This window comes from Nocardioides cavernae (assembly GCF_013410035.1).
GTDB classification, from domain to species: Bacteria; Actinomycetota; Actinomycetes; order Propionibacteriales; family Nocardioidaceae; genus Nocardioides; species Nocardioides cavernae_A.
Window position 1 is genome coordinate 1,062,169 of the sequence record NZ_JACCBW010000001.1, and the last position, 17,162, is coordinate 1,079,330.

20 protein-coding genes are annotated in these 17,162 nt (G+C 72.7%); 5 read left to right on the plus strand and 15 right to left on the minus strand.

Annotated elements, in window-relative coordinates:
* Positions 1-5: 5 nt before the first annotated feature.
* The gene (locus F4692_RS05260; RefSeq protein WP_179618538.1) at positions 6-563 is read right to left on the minus strand and encodes a TetR/AcrR family transcriptional regulator; all 558 of its coding nucleotides are present in this window, start codon (positions 561-563) and stop codon (positions 6-8) included.
* A 121-nt stretch (positions 564-684) separates the two neighbouring features.
* Here F4692_RS05260 and F4692_RS05265 point away from each other — a divergent pair, with 121 nt between their 5' ends.
* Positions 685-2,175, plus strand: a complete 1,491-nt coding sequence (locus tag F4692_RS05265; RefSeq protein WP_179618539.1) for an MFS transporter — start codon at positions 685-687, stop codon at positions 2,173-2,175.
* Positions 2,176-2,222: 47 nt separating this feature from the next.
* Here F4692_RS05265 and F4692_RS05270 read toward each other — a convergent pair whose 3' ends face one another.
* Positions 2,223-3,464 (minus strand): WXG100 family type VII secretion target, encoded by a 1,242-nt coding sequence (locus tag F4692_RS05270; RefSeq protein ID WP_179618540.1) that lies wholly within the window; start codon positions 3,462-3,464, stop codon positions 2,223-2,225.
* Between the two features lie 2 nt (positions 3,465-3,466).
* Positions 3,467-3,847, minus strand: coding sequence for a hypothetical protein (locus F4692_RS05275; protein ID WP_179618541.1), 381 nt, complete (start codon positions 3,845-3,847; stop codon positions 3,467-3,469).
* Between the two features lie 176 nt (positions 3,848-4,023).
* Here F4692_RS05275 and F4692_RS05280 point away from each other — a divergent pair, with 176 nt between their 5' ends.
* The 3 genes from F4692_RS05280 to F4692_RS05290 are packed head-to-tail and all read left to right on the plus strand — an operon-like array spanning position 4,024 to position 6,999.
* Positions 4,024-5,112 (plus strand): hypothetical protein, encoded by a 1,089-nt coding sequence (locus F4692_RS05280; RefSeq protein WP_179618542.1) that lies wholly within the window; start codon positions 4,024-4,026, stop codon positions 5,110-5,112.
* Between the two features lie 9 nt (positions 5,113-5,121).
* Positions 5,122-5,580 carry a hypothetical protein gene (locus F4692_RS05285; RefSeq protein ID WP_179618543.1) on the plus strand — a complete coding sequence of 153 codons (459 nt, stop codon included), beginning with the start codon at positions 5,122-5,124 and terminating at the stop codon, positions 5,578-5,580.
* Between the two features lie 60 nt (positions 5,581-5,640).
* Entirely contained in the window at positions 5,641-6,999 is a 1,359-nt protein-coding gene (locus F4692_RS05290; RefSeq protein ID WP_179618544.1) for a glycoside hydrolase domain-containing protein, read from the plus strand.
* Positions 7,000-7,106: 107 nt separating this feature from the next.
* Here F4692_RS05290 and F4692_RS05295 read toward each other — a convergent pair whose 3' ends face one another.
* From F4692_RS05295 to F4692_RS05320, 6 genes are read right to left on the minus strand one after another with little or no spacing between them, the layout of a single operon-like run.
* Positions 7,107-7,562: a DUF3817 domain-containing protein gene (locus F4692_RS05295; RefSeq protein ID WP_179618545.1), complete on the minus strand. Its 456-nt coding sequence runs from the start codon at positions 7,560-7,562 to the stop codon at positions 7,107-7,109.
* Complete coding sequence (gene purQ / locus F4692_RS05300; protein ID WP_179618546.1) at positions 7,559-8,227, minus strand: phosphoribosylformylglycinamidine synthase subunit PurQ; 669 nt, start codon at positions 8,225-8,227, stop codon at positions 7,559-7,561. The genes F4692_RS05295 and purQ overlap by 4 nt, the downstream gene beginning before the upstream one ends.
* Positions 8,224-8,490: a phosphoribosylformylglycinamidine synthase subunit PurS gene (gene purS / locus F4692_RS05305; protein WP_179618547.1), complete on the minus strand. Its 267-nt coding sequence runs from the start codon at positions 8,488-8,490 to the stop codon at positions 8,224-8,226. Before purS ends, purQ begins: the two co-directional genes overlap by 4 nt.
* A 60-nt stretch (positions 8,491-8,550) precedes the next feature.
* Positions 8,551-9,114 carry a hypothetical protein gene (locus tag F4692_RS05310; RefSeq protein WP_179618548.1) on the minus strand — a complete coding sequence of 188 codons (564 nt, stop codon included), beginning with the start codon at positions 9,112-9,114 and terminating at the stop codon, positions 8,551-8,553.
* A complete protein-coding gene (locus F4692_RS21540) occupies positions 9,111-10,865 on the minus strand; it encodes a M91 family zinc metallopeptidase (protein WP_179618549.1) in 1,755 nt (584 codons plus the stop codon). The genes F4692_RS05310 and F4692_RS21540 overlap by 4 nt, the downstream gene beginning before the upstream one ends.
* The gene (locus F4692_RS05320; protein WP_179618550.1) at positions 10,865-11,209 is read right to left on the minus strand and encodes a hypothetical protein; all 345 of its coding nucleotides are present in this window, start codon (positions 11,207-11,209) and stop codon (positions 10,865-10,867) included. Before F4692_RS05320 ends, F4692_RS21540 begins: the two co-directional genes overlap by 1 nt.
* A 136-nt stretch (positions 11,210-11,345) precedes the next feature.
* Between F4692_RS05320 and F4692_RS05325 the strand changes: the two genes are divergently transcribed.
* Positions 11,346-12,173, plus strand: a complete 828-nt coding sequence (locus F4692_RS05325; protein WP_308645162.1) for a DUF72 domain-containing protein — start codon at positions 11,346-11,348, stop codon at positions 12,171-12,173.
* Here F4692_RS05325 and F4692_RS05330 read toward each other — a convergent pair.
* From F4692_RS05330 to F4692_RS05355, 6 genes are all read right to left on the minus strand, one after another.
* Positions 12,089-13,240 (minus strand): hypothetical protein, encoded by a 1,152-nt coding sequence (locus F4692_RS05330; RefSeq protein ID WP_179618552.1) that lies wholly within the window; start codon positions 13,238-13,240, stop codon positions 12,089-12,091. The genes F4692_RS05325 and F4692_RS05330 overlap by 85 nt on opposite strands.
* 219 nt (positions 13,241-13,459) lie before the next feature.
* A complete protein-coding gene (locus F4692_RS05335; RefSeq protein ID WP_179618553.1) occupies positions 13,460-13,645 on the minus strand; it encodes a hypothetical protein in 186 nt (61 codons plus the stop codon).
* On the minus strand, positions 13,645-15,210 hold the full coding sequence (locus F4692_RS05340) for a long-chain-fatty-acid--CoA ligase (RefSeq protein WP_179618554.1): 1,566 nt from the start codon (positions 15,208-15,210) through the stop codon (positions 13,645-13,647). The genes F4692_RS05335 and F4692_RS05340 overlap by 1 nt, the downstream gene beginning before the upstream one ends.
* A 32-nt stretch (positions 15,211-15,242) precedes the next feature.
* Positions 15,243-15,803 carry an SRPBCC family protein gene (locus F4692_RS05345; RefSeq protein ID WP_308645163.1) on the minus strand — a complete coding sequence of 187 codons (561 nt, stop codon included), beginning with the start codon at positions 15,801-15,803 and terminating at the stop codon, positions 15,243-15,245.
* Positions 15,692-16,597: a phosphoribosylaminoimidazolesuccinocarboxamide synthase gene (locus tag F4692_RS05350; RefSeq protein ID WP_179618556.1), complete on the minus strand. Its 906-nt coding sequence runs from the start codon at positions 16,595-16,597 to the stop codon at positions 15,692-15,694. The genes F4692_RS05345 and F4692_RS05350 overlap by 112 nt, the downstream gene beginning before the upstream one ends.
* Positions 16,598-16,606: 9 nt before the next feature.
* Positions 16,607-17,065, minus strand: a complete 459-nt coding sequence (locus F4692_RS05355) for a hypothetical protein (RefSeq protein WP_179618557.1) — start codon at positions 17,063-17,065, stop codon at positions 16,607-16,609.
* Positions 17,066-17,162: the final 97 nt, after the last annotated feature.

Consider the following 17,162-nt stretch of genomic DNA (forward strand, 5'->3'; position numbering starts at 1 on the left):
CCGCCTCAGCGCGGGTCGGTCAGCAACCCGTCCGCGATGACCTCGAGCATCGGCCGCACCGTGCCGACCTCGAGGTCGGAGCTGTCGGCGATGGTCGCGACGCCACCGACCAGCCGCGCCACCTGGAGCGGCGTCACGTCGTCGCGTACGGCGCCTTCCGCGCGCAGGTCGTCGAGCACCCGTCCACCCGCCGACTGCAGCACCTCGCACTTGCTGCGGATCGGCGAGCTGTCGTCGCCCATCGCGCCGGTGATCTTGGCCGGGCCGCCCTTGTGCACGCTGATCAGGCGGACGTACTCCTCGAACCAGTGCAGGAGCCGCTCGCGCGGTCCCCCCTCGTGCGCGAGCGCCTTCTCGGTCGTCTCCTCGACGTGGTCGACCCAGGCCTGCATGACGGCATCGATCAGGTCGTCGCGCGTGGGGAAGTGGCGGTAGAGCGTGCCGGGTCCGACGCCCGCCTGCTTGGCGATGAGGTCGAGGGACGCGTCGTAGCCCTGCTCGCGGAACACCTGCCGAGCCGTCTCGACGATGCGGTCGCGGTTGCGCTGGGCGTCGGCACGCACGGCAATGTCCCTCTCGGTCTTGCTAAACGGAGACAGTCTCCGTATTGTCGTGGAGGAAGCGGAGTCATCCTCCGGATCTACTGTACCTCGGCTCCCCGGAGCCAGAACAGGACTGCACCCCATGTCACCCACCACCGCCCTGCCGCCGCAGGGCTTCCGGCGCGGGCCCGCCGACGAGCTCCCGACCGAGCTGCCGCCGCAGGCCGGCCGCGCCGCCGCCGGCATCGCGATCGTGCTGGTCGCCCAGCTGATGATCGTGCTCGACGCCACCGTCGTGAACGTCGCCCTCCCCCGCATCGACGCCGACCTGGGCTTCGGCCCCGCGTCCCTGTCGTGGGTCCTCAACGCCTACACGCTCGCCTTCGGCGGGCTCCTGCTCCTCGGCGGGCGCCTCGGCGACGTCCTCGGCCGCCGGCGTACGTTCGTGGTCGGCCTCGCCGTCTTCACGCTCGCCTCGGCCCTCGGGGGTCTCGCCCAGACGCCCGGACAGCTCGTCGCGACCCGCGCCCTGCAGGGCGTCGGCGCGGCGCTGGCGGCACCGAGCGTCCTCGCCCTGCTCACCACCAGCGCTCCCGACGCGGCCGCGCGCAACCGCGCCCTCGCGCTCTTCGGGGCGGTCTCGTCCGGAGGCGCGTCCATCGGCCTGCTCCTCGGCGGCCTGCTCACCGACATCGGGTCGTGGCGGTGGACCTTGTTCATCAACGTCCCCCTGGGCATCGTCGTGCTGCTCCTCGTGGGCAGGTTCGTCGACGAGACCGCCCGCCGTCCCGGCCGCTTCGACCTCGTCGGGGCCGCCAGCGCCACGGTCGGGGCCGTGTCCGTCGTCTGGGCCCTCATCGGGGCGCCCGAGCACGGCTGGGGCTCGCTGCGCACGATCGGCGGGTTCGCCCTCGGCGCGGCGCTGCTCCTGCTGCTCGCCCGCACCGAGACCCGTCACCCGCACCCCATGGTGCAGCCGCACCTGGTGCGCAGCCGTCCCCGCGTCGGCGCGCTCGTCGCGATGGCGCTCGTGGTCGGCGCGAACCTGTCGATGTTCTTCCTCGTCGTCCAGTACGCCCAGGTCGTCCTCGGCTTCGGCCCGCTGATGTCGGGCGTGGCCTTCCTGCCCTTCAGCCTCGGCGTCTTCGCGATGTCGCGCCTCACGCCGTCGCTCATCGCCCGGATCGGTCCACGCGCGATGGTGATGGCCGGCACCGCCGCGCTCACCGTCGGCTACGCCTGGCTCAGCACCGCCGGCACGGACGGCACCTACCTCGGCACGGTCTTCGGTCCGATGCTCGTCGCGGGCCTGTCGACCGGCCTGGTGTTCATGCCGATCACGGTCACCGTGCTCACCGGTGTCGAGCCCGAGCACGCCGGCTCGGCCTCCGGCCTCCTGCAGACCACCCAGCAGCTCGGCAGCGCCGTCGGCGTGGCCGTCATCGTCTCGGTGTACGCCGCGGGCGCGGTGCCGGGTCAGCTGGTGCCCGGGCTGCAGGCGGCGTTCCTCACCTCCGCCGGCTTCGCCGCCCTGGCGCTGCTGGCGGCCGCGGTCCTGCTGCGGTCGCCGGCGCCGGCGGCCGTCGAGGTGCCGGACGCGCCCCAGGTGGCGGCGGTCGCCGACGCGGCCTGACCACCCCGTCCGACGCCTCGAGGGGCCTCGCCGGCACGGCCGCGTGCCTACCGGCGGGGCTCCCCCGCGTGACCGCCGGGGGTCGGCTCGTGGACCACCACGATCGCCGGCGGCCGCTCCGCCTCGACGTCCGGGTCCACGTCGGCGGTGCCGTCGCCGGCCTCGCCGTCCAGCTCCGCGTCGAGGTCCGCGTCGCGCTCGTCGCGCTCCTCGTCGCGGGGGTCCTTGCGCTTGTCCCTGTCGCGGTCCTTGTCGCGGCCCGGGTCACGGCCGGCCTGGCGCTCGGCCTCGCGCTCGGCCTTGCGGGCGGCGCGCTCGGCACGCTTCTCCTCCAGCGCCGCCCGCTTGGCCTCCCTGAGCGTCTCCTTCTCCCGCGCGGCGCGAGCCGCGGTCTCCTCGCTCGAGGTGCGCTCCAGCTTGGGCGCGGCCATGCGCGAGCCGCTGCGGCCGCTCGCCATGCCGCGCGACATCGTCCCCGCGCGGGCGGCCATCGCACCGCCGCCCATCCCACCGATGGGCGGCGTCGCGGTGGTCGAGGTCCTGGTGGTCCCGCGCCGTCCCATGAGCCCGGCGGCCGCCGTGGCCGCGATCGGGCCCAGGCCGGACAGGCCCTGCAGGTCCGGCATGGAGACCGAGATGGGGCCGATGGGGGCGAGGCCGCCGACGCCGCTGACACCGCCCTGGGCCGAGCCGGGGACCGACGTCGAGATCGCCGGGACGGTGCCGACGCCGGACTCGTCCTGGCCGGGCGCGGCGAAGCCGGGGAACCTGCTGCCGGTGAGCGTCATCAGCTCGGTGCGCACGATCACGAACTCGGCGCGCGCGGCCCGGAGCCTGGTGCTCTCCTGGTCGAGCGAGAGGGTCAGCCGCCGGCGGATCTCCTCGGACTCGGCCTGTCCCTGCGTGACCTTGCCACGCTCGTCGTCCTCGGACGGCTTGAAGACGAGGTGGCGGGACTCCCCGACGACCTCGTGCGGGATCATCGCGACCTTCGCCCAGTTCTGGTCGAGCTCCTTCTGCGAGGAGGTGATGACGGCGCTGACCGCCCGCAGCGAGCCGGCGATCTGGGTGGCGAGGCTCGTGAACCGGTCGAGGTTGGCGAGGACCTGGCGCCGGTGCTGCTCGTAACTCTCGGCAGCGCCTGCGTCCCAGCCCTCCGTCGCGCGCCGCGCGGCGTCGACGAGGTCGTCGCCGCGGCGCGCCATCACCTCGCTGATCTCGGTCCACCGCTGTGCGGCGGCCTCCAGCGGGCGTACGTCGGCGCGCAGCTCCCAGGGGTTGGCGGGCACGGTCAGCGACCTCCCGGTCCCGGCATGATCCCGAGCGTGCCCTCGTCGAGCAGGTGGGAGGCCCGGTCGAGCTCGGCCGCCACCGCGTCGTCGGCGCGTACGGCGTCCTGCGCGGCGTCGACGAGCCCGGAGATCCCGAGCGCGAGCGCGCCCGAGAGGGCCGCCACGACCTCCCCGGCGTCGGCCAGCGAGTCGGCGTACGCCGCAGCGAGGTTGGCGGTGCCGGTGGCGTCGCCCAGGCCGTCGCAGGCCTCGGACAGGTCGGCCAGGGCCATCGCCCAGTCCTGTCGCATGGAGGTCAGGATGCTCTCGGACGAGGCCGCCAGCTCCACCAGCCTGGCCGGCTCGACCTGCATCAGGGATCGCTTGCCGCTTGCGCTCACCCTGGCCGGATACCCGCGTCCACGAGGCCCAAACACCCCGTCCGGCCGCCCTGTGGACGAACCGGAACGTTCCGGGCCTCGGTAAACATTCGGGGATCGACGGTTTCGACGTCCGATGGACGGGGAAGTCCACCAGCAACGACAAGCCCTGCTACTCGGAAGCCCCAGGAGCCGCGATGAACGCCGTGATGACCGTCGACCTCTCCGAGCTCGATGCCTGGACCGCGCAGGTGCAGCGCGCCAGCGACGACCTCACCGGCATCGCCCGCAACGGTGGCAGCAGCCTCGTGCAGACCGACTTCGGCCCGATCCTCGAGACCATGATGGGGGCCTACAACTCGCTGCTGCCGTCGGTGAACCAGTCGCTGGAGGACAACGGCACCGGCATGCGCGACCACGCCGAGGCCCTGCGCGCGACGGCCCGCGACTTCACCCTCACCGAGGACGGCATCGTCCGGCGCCACAACGCCCAGGGCATCGACGGTCGCGACGGCTCGACGAGCTTCTGGGACGTCGCCGACACCACGATCCGCCGGGCCGCCCCCACCGAGACCGACCTCCCGCGCATCTCCTTCGGCTTCCCCTACGACACCGTCTGCGACCTCGTGCGGATGCTCACCGGCTTCGACATCCGCGCCGAGCTCGCCGAGAAGATCGGCGGCGACGTCGTCAGCGCCTCGACCCAGGGGTCCTCGTTCGGGAGCCTCGGCTCCTCGATGAAGGGCGTGGCGGCCAACCTGCACAGCGGCGGCCAGACCATCACGAACACGTGGCAGGGCTCCACCTCCGACGCGGCGATCAAGCAGATCGGCACCTGGGTGGGCTCGCTCGACACCCAGGCCGGCCAGCTCATCCAGGTGGGCCAGAACGTCGTCCAGATCTGCCGCGACGCCTGGCAGACCGCGCTCTCGGTCGTGCAGTGCGTGAAGTCGGCCGTGCAGACCGTGTCCTCGGCCCTCGCGACCATGAGCATCCCGGGCGTGGGCTGGGCGCGCGTCGTGCAGGCCGTCTTCCAGGCCTTCCAGGCCGTGATGAAGGCCTACAAGGCGATCATGAAGTTCATCAACATCCTCAAGCAGGTCAAGGCCCTCATCGAGACGGTGAAGAACTTCTTCGACGGCGACAAGGCTCCGGTCTCGACGCCCACCGCGCCGGTCTCGACCGGTGCGCCGAGCAGCGTGACCCGCGACCCGAGCACGATCACCACGCCGACGGTCGGGCAGCGGCCCGCTCCGGTCGCGCCGGTGGCACCCGCTCCCGCGTAGCCTTCCGCCATGAGCGACCCCCGCAGCCAGGCCGAGATCCTGGCAGCCATCAGCGAGGCCCGCGAGGACCTGACCGCCAGCCTGGCCGACCTCAAGGCGACCGTCGACCAGCTCAACGCCAGGCCGCTGCTGACCGACGAGGAGAAAGAAGCCCTCGAGGAGCAGGCCGAGTCCGGCGAGCTCGGCGAGGACATGAGGACGCTGGTCGAGAAGATCAAGGGCGGCGAGGACACCTGGGAGAACGTGTTCTCCGGCGAGTCCCCCCACGGCAACCTGCTCCAGGGCCACCTCACCGCGATGTTCGAGGAGCACAAGGAGGACATCGCGCTCGCGTTCGAGGAGCTCATCGAGGAGGAAGAGGCCAAGGGCAACTTCATCTTCGACGACGTGCCGACCAGCGACTCCCGAACGCCGCCCTCGAACTACACATCTGTAGTTCAGACGAAGCGCTGTTACCCGTGTGACTGATGTGGTTCTCTGGCACCTGCCTGCCCCCGCCACACCTTCCCCGCACCGCTGGAGCTCCCCATGCGTCGCCTCGTCCTGGCCGCCCTCACGCTCGTCCTCGTCGCCCCGGTCCTCGGGTCCTCGCCCGCGACGGCCGACGACGCTCCCACCGCCTCCAGCCCACGCAAGCAGCTCGCGTCGCAGCGCCAGATCGCGCTCGCCACGCCCGGCGACTTCACCGGGCACGGCTTCGACCAGTGCCTGGCCCCCACCCAGGCCGCGATGGACACGTGGTGGAGGAAGTCGCCCTTCTCCGCCGTCGGCATCTACATCTCCGGCGACTCGCGCGCGTGCCGCTCGCAGCCCAACCTGAGCTCCACGTGGGTCGCCACCCAGGTTGCGCGCGGGTGGCGGCTCCTGCCGATCGCCCTGGGGCCGCAGGCGTCGTGCCAGCCCCGGTTCCCGCGCTACGCCGACGACTTCACGATCTCCCCCAAGCCCGCCGGCGGGTACGCCGCGGCTGCCGCCCAGGGCACCGCCGAGGCGGACAAGAACGCGACCGACGCGACGGCGTACGGCATCGGCCCGGGCAGCACGATCTGGTACGACCTCGAGGGCTTCAACCTCGCCGACACCCACTGCCGCGAGTCCGCGCTCGTCTTCACCTCGGCGTGGGTGAGCCGGATCAAGGCGCTCGGCTACGTCGCCGGGTTCTACTCCAGCGCGAGCTCGGGCATCAAGATGCTCGACGACGCGCGTCGGCTGCGCCCCGGCCAGTTCGCCCTGCCGGACCGGATCTGGATCGCTCGCTGGGACGGCAGGGCCGACACCTCGACGACCTACATCCCCGAGGACGGCTGGCGCCCCGGTGGCCGGATGAAGCAGTACCGCGGCGGCCACAACGAGACGTGGGGCGGCGTGACGATCAACATCGACAGCAACTGGATCGACCTCGGCTCCGGCTCGCAGCCGCGGCCCGAGGGCCGGTGCCCGGGCACCCGCCTGGGCTACTGGAAGTACCCGACCCTCTCCCCCGGCGCCGCGAAGGCCACCCGGGTCAAGGTGCTGCAGTGCCTGCTCACCGAGCAGGGGACCTACTCCGGACCGGTGAACGGCGCGTACGACGGCGCGACCGTCGCGGCGGCCCGCGCGTGGCAGACGGCGCGGAGGTTCACCCCGACCGACCGCTTCGAGAAGCGGCACTGGGTGGCGCTGCTGTCGGCGGGCGCCCGCACGGTCGTCAAGCGCGGCTCGGCCGACGAGTCGGTCCACCGCCTCCAGCGGGCGCTCAACGCCGCGGGCGCGGGGCGCTTCCGGGCGACCGGGGTCTTCGACGCGAAGACCGAGGCGGCGCTGCGGACCTACCAGTCGCGCCTCAATATCTCAGTGTCCGGCGTCGCCACCCCGCAGACCTGGAACAAGCTGCAGCGCGGGCTGTGAGGGCGGGCGTCCGTTTCCCATCATGAGCGGCCATATGGTCGCTCAGGCGCAGGCGTGACGCCGCTCGGGCGACCATATGACCGCTCAAGTCAGGAAATGGACGACCCTCAGACCGGCGGACCGACGACCAGGGCGACCCCGGTGAGCCCCGCGACGGCGAGCAGGCCGACGAGCGCGCCCTGGGCGGGGCGGCGGATCAGCCAGGCGGCGGCCTTCTCGAGCGGCCCGGCGGGCGCCTCGGACCGCAGCCGCCAGGTGTCGCCGAGCAGGCCGGCGCGCTCGGCGTACGACTCGAAGGGGACCGTCGCGAAGGGCGGTACGGCGCAGAGCAGGCCGAGGGCGAGGCGGCCGATCGACCAGCGCTGGTCGATCGCGAGCAGCACGGTGGTCAGGCCGTAGGCGATGAAGACGACGCCGTGCACCATGCCGAAGACCTGCACGCCGAGCTCGGTGGTCTCGGTGACGTACTTGAGGAACATGCCCGTCAGCAGCAGCGCCCACGTCACCGCCTCGGCGCGGGCGACGAGACGGTAGAGGCCGACGGGTCGCGAGAGCCGGTTCATGCGAACGCGGCGGCGGCGAGCGAGGTGAAGAAGCCGAGCCCGTCGGTGCCGGGGCCCGTGAGCTCCTCGACCGCGTGTTCGGGGTGCGGCATCAGCCCGACGACGTTGCCGCGCTCGTTGGAGATGCCGGCGATGTCGCGCAGCGAGCCGTTGGGGTTGTCGTCGAGGTAGCGCGCGACCACGCGCCCCTCGCCCTCGAGCAGGTCGAGCGTCGCCTCGTCGGCGACGAAGCCACCCTCCCCGTTCTTGAGCACGATGGTCACCTCGTCGCCAGCGGTGTAGGCCGACGTCCAGGGCGTGTCGACGCGCTCCATGCGCAGCCGCTGGTCGCGGCAGACGAACTTGCGGTGGTCGTTGCGGATCAGCGCACCGGGCAGGAGGTGCGACTCGCAGAGGATCTGGAAGCCGTTGCAGATGCCGAGCACGGGCATGCCCTTGCCGGCGGCCTCGATGACCGAGGTCATGACCGGCGCGAACCGCGAGATCGCGCCGCAGCGGAGGTAGTCGCCGTAGGAGAACCCGCCGGGCAGCACGACCGCGTCGACGCCCCGGAGGTCCTCGTCGCCGTGCCAGAGGGCGACGGCCTCGTTGCCACCGATGGCGACCGCGCGGCGCGCGTCGACGTCGTCGAGCGAGCCGGGGAAGGTGACGACGCCGACCTTCATGCCCACGCGCCCTCGGACTCGCCCTGGAGGTGGACCTCGAAGTCCTCGATCACCGGGTTGGAGAGCAACGTCCCCGCCATCGCGCGGACCTCCTCGAGGAGGGCGTCGCTGGGCTCGCCCTCGAGCTCGATCTCGAAGCGCTTGCCCTGGCGTACGTCGCTCACGCCGGCGAAGCCGAGGCGAGGGAGCGCGCCGAGGACGGCCTTCCCCTGGGGGTCGAGGATCTCGGGCTTGGGCATGACATCGACGACGTAACGAGCCACGGGGGCGCTCCTGCACTGCATGGGCGGGACGGATGCAGCACCCATCCTAGGGACGTTCGCTCACCCGAGCGGGACGGGGTCCGAGCACAGGACGTGCTGCGCTACGACGGCGCCGCCGCCGTGGGCGAGCAGCACCACGCCGTCGACACGTTCGAGGCCCCAGGACGGCTGGGGCTCGCCGGTCACGACACCCAGGCAGTACTGCACGGACGTGACCGGGTCGGGGAGGCGGATCGGGCCGAAGCCGATGTCGTCCCCCCACGGTGAGGAGCGCACCAGCGGCAGCGGGACGGCGACCTCACGCGCCAGCGACGCGCCGGCCGCCAGCTCGGTCGCGCCGACCCGCGGCGGCCGGGCCCACGACATCCGGTCCGTCTCGGGCAGGGGGAACAGCCGGGAGGCGACCTGCACGAGACCGTCGCCGGCACCCACGACGTACGCCGTCCGCGGGTCCCAGGCGAGCGACGCACCGGAGGGCCGCGGCACCCGGTCGACGACCAGCAGCGGCTCGTGACCGGCGTTGGTGAGCGTCCAAGCGACCACGAGCAGACCGGCGCGCCCCGTGCCCTCGACGCCGACCTCGACGCCGAGCTCGACGTCGGGCCGCGCGGCGTACGCCGTCACTGGCCGTAGTGGTCGCGGTTGGGCAGGCCCATCTCGTCGCGGATGCCGTTCTCGGTCAGCCCGAAGTCGTGGTCGGGGTCGATGACCTCCGGCGTCGACGGGTCGTTGTCGTGGTCGATCGGCAGGCCCGTGGCCTGGCGCTCGCCGGTCTTGTAGCCGTGGTCCGTCGTGTCGTCGCCGTTGTAGGGCGTCGGCTCGAAGGTGCCGTTCATGTAGTCGTAGACGTGCGCGAACTCGTGGTAGAGCACCACGACCGGCGGCGCACCGCGGAAGTCGTCGAGGCGGGTGTTGTAGTTGATCACCGAGTTGGTGCCGTCGGTCGACGCGGTGCTGTTGTCGGGGTCGGCGGGGTTGTGGTACTCGCGGATCGTCAGCGTGTCGGGGCCGTCGGCGATGTGGCCCTGCAGGTTGGCGATCATCTGCTGGCCCTCGGGCGAGCTGGCCAGCATCTGGAGATCGGCCTGGACCCGCTCGACGAACTCGGGGCTGCCCTCGATCGTGATGCCGGCCAGGCCGTCGGGGATCTCGATCGTGACCGTGGACTCGACGTCGGTGTTGACGTCACCGGCCTCGCCGTTGGCGGTGTCGGTGCCGGTGCCGCCCTGCGTGGTGTCGTTGCCGCGGCCGGCGTAGGAGACGTCGTCTCCCGATCCGCCGCGGAGGGTGTCGTCGCCGTCGCCGCCCGACAGGATGTCGTTGCCGTGGCCACCGGACAGCGTGTCGTTGCCGGTGCCGCCCTCGAGGTAGTCCTGCTCGGCGCCTCCGACGAGGAGGTCGTCGCCGCTGAGGCCGTAGAGGGTGTCGCGGCCCTCCCCTCCCGAGACGACGTCGTTGCCGCCCTGGCCGTTGAGGTAGTCCTGGCCCGCGCCCCCGGAGACGCGGTCGTCGCCCGCGCCGGCGTCGATGTTGTCGTCGTCGTCGAGGCCCAGGAGGGTGTCGTTGCCGTCGCCGCCGGTGAGGTTGTCGCGGCCACCGCTGCCGATCAGCGTGAAGCTGACGCCCCCGCCCTGCGGCACCGTGATCGTGTCGTTGCCGTCGCCGCCGCGGACCACGACCTCCTGCCCGGCGGGGACGGTGTGGCTGGTGCCGTTGACGGTGACGGTCTGCACGCCCGTGACGGGGTCGACGCTGATCGAGATGTCGTCGTCGCCGTCGGTGCCGTTCACGATGACGCGGTCGCCGACCACGACGATGCCGACGTCGTGGCTGCCGGTCGGGACGGTGAAGCCGTCGGTGGTGCCGTCGGCCACCGACGCCCACTCACCCGCGGTGCGGTTCCAGGCGTCCGTGGCGGCCGTGAGGGCGGCGGCGTCCTCGGCGAGCTCGGCGTCGAGCCGGGCGCGCACCTCGGTGGCGCGGTCGATCGCCGCCTGGACGCGGGCCGACTCGGCGTCGTCGCGCGGCTGGAAGGTCACGGACCCGGCGGAGACCGTCGACGGGACGTCGGCCACCCCCGCCCACGAGCTGTCGAGCTGGGACTGCGCCTGGCGTACGGACCCGGCCGCGCGCTGCAGCGCGGTCGAGACCCGCGCGGCGGAGTTCGTCGCCTCGTCGATCGACGTCACCAGCGTGCGGCGGTGCGCGTCGTAGGAGGTCGCGCTTTCGCCCTCCCAGGTCCCGAGGACCCCGCTGGCGCGGTTGTTGACCGAGGTCGCGGACTCGTCGACGCGCTCGGCCATGTCGAGCCACGCCGCCGCAGCAGCGTCGAGCGTCTCGGGACGGGCCGCGAGGTCCCAGATCCCGCTGGCCATCAGACCGCCCTCCGGCCGCCGCCGGCGCCGCCCTGGAGCCCGGCCTGCCCGGCGCGGTAGGTCGCCGCCGTGGACTCGTCGGTCGTGCTCATGTCGAAGGCGACGGCGTAGAGGTCGTCCATGTCCTGCTCGAGCACGGCCACGAAGCGGCCGAACACCAGGTCGGCCGACTCGGCCGTCGAGGTGTGGGCGGCGAGGAAGCTGCCGCCGCCGGCGGTGTTGCCGGCCGCACCCGCTGCCAGGGCGAGGACTCCCTGGGCACCGGTCCAGGCGTCCAGGACCTCCTGGGACGCGCTCAGGCAGGTGCCGGCGAGCTCGGAGAGCTGTTCGGGAACGGTGTACATGGCGGTCCTCGTCCTTCGCTGGTCGTAGCCGGGAACTACCCGCCCCACGCCCGGCCGAAACGCGGGCATGCCCTCCCGGACCTTCGGGTACGCAGCAGACCGGCACCCACGCGGTGCACCGGGAGGAGGACGGCACGTGGCGCGGATCGGCATCTCCGGCTGGCGGTACGCCGGCTGGCGCGGGCGGTTCTACCCGCCCGGGCTGCCGCAGCGCAGCGAGCTGGCGTACGTCGGCGAGCGGCTGACCGCCGTCGAGGTCAACGGGTCCTTCTACTCGCTGCAGCGGGCGTCGAGCTGGCGCTCCTGGGCCGAGCAGGTGCCCGACGACTTCGTCTTCGCCGTCAAGGGTCCGCGGTTCATCACCCACATGAAGAAGCTCACCGACGTCGAGGCACCGCTGGGGACCTTCCTCGCCTCCGGCGTCCTCACGCTCGGCGAGCGGCTCGGCCCGCTGCTGTGGCAGCTCCCGCCCAACCTCGGCTTCCACCCCGACCGGCTCGCCGCGTTCTTCGACCTGCTCCCCCGGCGTACGTCCGACGCCGCGTCGTACGCCGCCGCGCACCACGACGCCGACAAGCTCAAGGAGCCCGCCGTCACCACGGCACCGGTCGACCGGGCGCTCCACCACGTGCTCGAGGTGCGGCACCCGTCCTTCCGGACCCCGGAGTTCTGCGAGCTGCTGCGCGCGCACGACATCGGCATGGTCGTCGCGGACTCGGCGGGCACGTGGCCGATGTTCGACGAGGTCACGAGCTCGGTGGTGCACGTGCGCCTGCACGGCGACGAGGAGCTGTACGCCAGCGGCTACTCCGACGCCGCCCTCGACCGCTGGGCCGAGAAGGTCCGCGGCTGGGAGGCCGACGGGCTCGAGGTGCACGTCTACTTCGACAACGACGCCAAGGTGCACGCCCCGTTCGACGCCCTCGCGCTGCAGGAGCGGCTGGGGATCACTCCCGCCGGCTGACCGGGGAACCACCTGCACGCCTCGGGCCCCCGATCCCCCTGCGGTCGGTTCCCCGGCCGGTCGTACGCCCGGTGGTGCTCGCGCATGATCGTGTCGAGGGCGAGCTCGTCCGCGTCGGGCAACGGCTGTGCGGGCACGAACGCGCCGAGCCGCCAGAGGCGCTCGGGCCCGGGCAGCCGGAGCGAGCGGTCGTACGCCCCGCGCATCCGCTCGCGCCACACGCGCTCGCTGTCACCGGCCACGATGACGAAGCCCTCCAGGCCCAGCCCCCGCAGGGCGTGTGCGCGCGCCTCGTCGCGTCGCTGCCGCTCCCGGCTGCGGTGCGCGGCCCCGTTGTACTCCCCGTAGGTCCCGGCGACGTCCTCGAGGAGGTCGACCACGGCGACCACACGGCCCGTCAGGTCGAGCACCTCGCGGTTCATCAGCGGGCGCGGCAGGCCCAGGTCGCCCTCCCACACCTGCAGCATCTCCGACTCCTTCGGCGAGCGGCACTCCCCGCACGCCCGCTCGAGGGCGTACGCCACTGCCTCGTGCCGACTCGCACGGGAGGCGAGGTCGCGGACGACCGCGAGGTCGACCACCCGCGCCGCGAGCGCCATGTCGACCATGACGCCCGCGAGCCGTGCGGACGTCGCGCGGCGCACCTCGTGGAGCAGGGCGGTCTCGCTCGGCGCGCACGGGACGCCGTACCTGTCGACGGGCTCGGGCAGACGACGACGCGTGCGCTCCACCCGCACCCCTGCCCCGCGGATGCGTGAGGCGTGCGGCAGCAGCACCGGCACCTCGCCGCCCTGGACCCACTGCCCGTCGAACCACGCAGCCCCGGCGAGCCTCAGCGCGGCCCAGCCGGTCACCATCCCGCCCGCGGGCAGGCGGACCGCCGCCTCGAGGATCCGCTGCTCGACGGTCGGCTCGACGTCGGACGGGACCACGAGCCCGTGGCTGGTCGTACGCCAGCGCGGTCCCGCCGCCGTCCCCCGTCGGGGTCCGGACCGTCCCGTGGGGTCCACCCGGACCGGGCGGACGAGGACCGTCGGCGGAGGGCAGCGTGGGTGGAAGTCGGACACGGGTGATGCCTGCCCGCCACCGGACGCCGTACACCCACCAGCTCCTTGCCTGTGGACGAGCGGGTCGGGGAACCATCCGCAGGCTCTGACGGCCCGACGGCCTGCACCTCGTTCCCCGGACACGACCACATCCCCACTCAAGCGGTCATGTGGTCGCTCAAGCGGTCATGTGGTCGCTCAAGCGGTCATGTGGCCGCTCATGTCGCGCCCCGGCCGGGCTCACTCCCGCCGGCGCGCCGCCACGAGGACGAGCGCGACGCCGAAGCCCGCGAGGATCGGGCCGATGATCGCCCACGTCGTCTGGCCGGACATGGCGCTGCCGCCGACCACGTCGAGCCCCTGGAGCGTCCAGAGCGCGCCCATGAGGACCATCACCACGCCGAGCGCGATGCCGAGCGGGCGCATCAGCTGAGCTCCCGCTTCAGGATCTTGCCGGTCGCGGTCATGGGCAGGGCGTCGACGAACTCCACGACGCGAGGGTACTTGTAGCCCGCCATCTGCTCCTTCGCCCAGGCGACGAGCTCGTCCTCAGTCACCGTGGCCCCGTCGTTGCGGATCACGACGGCCTTGATCTCCTCGCCGTGGCTCTCGTGCGGGACACCGATGACGGCGGCGAGCGAGACGTCCGGGTGGGTGAGGAGGACCTCCTCGATCTCGCGGGGGTACACGTTGTAGCCGCCGCGGATGATCATGTCCTTGGACCGGTCGACGATGTAGTACCACCCGTCGGCGTCCTTGCGGCCGAGGTCGCCGGAGCGGAACCAGCCGTCGACGATCGCCTCCGCGGTCGCGTCGGGACGTCCGTAGTAGCCCTTCATGATGTTGGGGCCCTTGATCGCGATCTCGCCGACGACGTCCTCGCCCTCGCCGAGGTCATCCCGCACGCCGGGCTCCGGGTTGATGAGCTTCATCTCGACCCCGGGGATGGGCTTGCCGATCGAGCCCACACGCACCGGCTCGCCGTACACCGAGAAGCTCGCCACCGGGGACGTCTCCGACAGGCCGTAGCCCTCCAGGATCGTGACCCCGAAACGGCGCTCGAAGTCCTTGTGCACCTCGACCGGCAGGGCCGAGCCGCCCGCGACCGCGACCCGCACCGTCTCGGCGACCGTACGCACGTCGACGCCCGAGTCGTCGAGCGCGCCGAGCAGCCCCCAGTACATCGTCGGGACGCCCGCGAAGAAGGTGACGCGCTCCTTCTCCATCAGCTGCAGCGCCGGGCCGGCCTCGAAGCGGGGCAGCAGCACGACGGTGCCGCCGAAGGCGAAGCCGGCGTTCTGGATGACGGTCTGGCCGAAGGAGTGGAACAGCGGCAGCACGCACAGGAGCGTGTCCGGGCGCTCGGCCGAGGCGCCGAACAGCGCGTCGCTCGCGGTCGCGTTGGAGATCATGTTGCGGTGCATCAGCTCGGCGCCCTTGGGCTGGCCGGTGGTGCCCGACGTGTAGAGGATGACGGCCGTGTCGTCGCCGTCGACCTCGACGGTCTCGAATCTCGGCGCCTGACCGGCCATCGCGCGGCCGAGCGTCTCGGTGCCCTCGATCGGCGACTCGGCGGCCGGGTCCGCGGTGATCACGAAGAAGTGCTCGCACGCGTCGGTCTGCTCGAAGCCCGCGTGTCCCTCCGCCCCGATCGGCAGGTCGGGCGTGCCCTGGAAGCAGAAGTACGCCTTCGCGTCCGAGTCGTCGAGGTGGTAGGCGACCTCGCGCCCCTTGAGGAGCACGTTGAGCGGCACTACGGTCGCGCCGGCCTTGAGGATCCCGTAGTAGACGATCGGGAAGTACGGCAGGTTCGGGCAGCTCAGCGCCACCTTGTCCCCCGGCTCGATGCCGCGCGAGACGAGCAGGTTGGCCACCTGCGACGCGGCGGCGTCGACCTGGGCGTACGTCAGGCGGGTGTCGCCAAGGACGACGGCCGTACGGTCGGGATAGGCCTCGGCGGAGCGCTCGAGCAGCGAGGAGAGGTTCGGCATGCGGCCAACCTACTCACCGGGCGTGAGCGGCGTCACTCGTTCGGAGGACCCTCGAGCCGGGCTGCGATCCGGTGGCCCGCGGTGCGCAGGTCGGCGGCGATGGCACGCTTTGCCAGCAGGCCGGAGCTGCCGGCCGCCACGGCGTACAGCCCCGAGCCGGACACCTCCCCCTCGGCGGTCACCCGGCACCCGCCGGACATCGCGGTGAAGCGCAGCCGCAGGCTGGCCCGGACGCCGCGCCACGTGCCGACCTCCGCCCACGTGCGGTAGGGCACGAGCTCGGTGACGACCAGGCTGGGCCGCACGCCGACCACCGTGAGCTCGGTCCAGGCCTGGCCGAGGTGCGGCTCCTCGTCGTCGGGGACGTCCACCGAGAGCAGGCTGGACTGCCACTCCGGGCGGTTGCGCGGGTCGACCAGGTAGGTGAAGGCCTGCTCCGGCGTGTGCGGCATCTCCACCGACGCGGTGAAGCTCCGCGTGGTCAGAACGTCTCCCCGGTGAGCAGCTCGTAGGCCTCGACGTAGCGGCGGCGGGTGCGCTCGACCACGGCGTCGGGCAGGGGCGGCGGGGCCTCGCCGGAGTGGCGGTCCCACCCGGACTCGCCGGTCAGCCAGTCGCGGACGATCTGCTTGTCGTACGACGCCTGCGCCCGGCCGGGCTGCCAGTCGGCGGCCGGCCAGAAGCGGCTCGAGTCCGGGGTGAGCACCTCGTCGGCGAGGATCGTCGTGCCGGTGCCGTCGGGGCCGGTGCGCCGGCCGAACTCGAGCTTGGTGTCGGCCAGGATGATGCCGCGCTCGCGGGCCAGGGCGTGCGCCTTGTCGTAGACCTCCATGGTCAGCATCCGCAGCTCCGCGGCCGCGTCGTCGCCGACGGCCTCGACGACCGCCTCGTAGTCGACGTTCTCGTCGTGCTCGCCGAGCTCCGCCTTGGTCGCGGGCGTGAAGATCGGCTCCGGCAGGTGGCTGCCGTCCTGGAGGCCGGCCGGGAGGGGGATGCCGCACACCTCGCCCGTACGCCGGTAGTCGAGGAGGCCGGAGCCGGTGAGGTAGCCGCGGGCCACGCACTCGACGGGGAACATGTCGAGCTGCTCGCAGATGACCGCGCGTCCCGCGACGGACGCGGGCACGTCGGCCGAGACGACGTGGTTGCCGACCAGGCCGGACAGCTGCTCGAACCACCACAGCGACATCCGGGTGAGGATCTCGCCCTTGTCGGGGATGGGGGTCTCGAGGACGAAGTCGTAGGCCGAGATGCGGTCGCTGGCGACCATGAGCAGCCGGCCCTGGTGCTCACCGGAATCGACGCGGTAGAGGTCGCGGACCTTGCCGGAGTGGAGGTGCGTGGTGCCGTCGATGACGGGGGCGGTGGGGAGCTGGAGGTCGGCCACGTCCTGAGCCTAACGGCGGCGCGACCACCAGCGCCTCGGACCGTCCGCGTCCGCCGCGTCCCCACCCGTCAGCGTGGCGATCGCCTCCCGCAGCCCCAGCGTGAGCCCGGCGGCGACGGGCGGCGTGACGAAGGTGTCGCCCGGGTCGAGGTCGAGGTCCTCGAGCGCGTCGGACAACGCGCCGAGCGGTCGGCGTACGACGTCCTGCGAGGGCTCCAGGTGCTGGTCGAGGAACCGCGACCCGGGCCGTGTCGCCCTCCGCTCGGTGGCCAGCTCGGCGCAGCGGCTCCCCAGGCCGTCCCACGGGGACGGCTCGCCCGCGCCGATGGCCACGGCCACCTCGACCATCGCGACGGCCACCGCGTCGAAGGCCTCGTCCTGCCACTCCGCGGCGCCGAGGGCGATCGTCACGCAGCGGTCGAACTCGGCGTCGAAGACGGTGCGGAAGGTGTCCGCGGCGGGCTCCATGGGCGCCATCCAACCAACCAGACGGGCGAGAGGGTGCCGATTCGGCTCCGGAGCCGGCTCGACACGCCTAGTCTCGTCGTCGCGCGTTTCGGCGTCC

What these genes read in the sequence shown, in the direction of transcription:
- F4692_RS05265 (WP_179618539.1), top strand. Translation starts at nt 685, where the DNA reads ATGTCACCCACCACCGCCCTGCCGCCGCAGGGCTTCCGGCGCGGGCCC.
- F4692_RS05280 (WP_179618542.1), top strand. Translation starts at nt 4,024, where the DNA reads ATGAACGCCGTGATGACCGTCGACCTCTCCGAGCTCGATGCCTGGACC.
- F4692_RS05285 (WP_179618543.1), top strand. Translation starts at nt 5,122, where the DNA reads ATGAGCGACCCCCGCAGCCAGGCCGAGATCCTGGCAGCCATCAGCGAG.
- F4692_RS05290 (WP_179618544.1), top strand. Translation starts at nt 5,641, where the DNA reads ATGCGTCGCCTCGTCCTGGCCGCCCTCACGCTCGTCCTCGTCGCCCCG.
- F4692_RS05295 (WP_179618545.1), bottom strand. Translation starts at nt 7,562, where the DNA reads ATGAACCGGCTCTCGCGACCCGTCGGCCTCTACCGTCTCGTCGCCCGC.
- purQ (WP_179618546.1), bottom strand. Translation starts at nt 8,227, where the DNA reads ATGAAGGTCGGCGTCGTCACCTTCCCCGGCTCGCTCGACGACGTCGAC.
- F4692_RS21540 (WP_179618549.1), bottom strand. Translation starts at nt 10,865, where the DNA reads ATGGCCAGCGGGATCTGGGACCTCGCGGCCCGTCCCGAGACGCTCGAC.
- F4692_RS05320 (WP_179618550.1), bottom strand. Translation starts at nt 11,209, where the DNA reads ATGTACACCGTTCCCGAACAGCTCTCCGAGCTCGCCGGCACCTGCCTG.
- F4692_RS05335 (WP_179618553.1), bottom strand. Translation starts at nt 13,645, where the DNA reads ATGCGCCCGCTCGGCATCGCGCTCGGCGTGGTGATGGTCCTCATGGGC.
- F4692_RS05340 (WP_179618554.1), bottom strand. Translation starts at nt 15,210, where the DNA reads ATGCCGAACCTCTCCTCGCTGCTCGAGCGCTCCGCCGAGGCCTATCCC.
- F4692_RS05355 (WP_179618557.1), bottom strand. Translation starts at nt 17,065, where the DNA reads ATGGAGCCCGCCGCGGACACCTTCCGCACCGTCTTCGACGCCGAGTTC.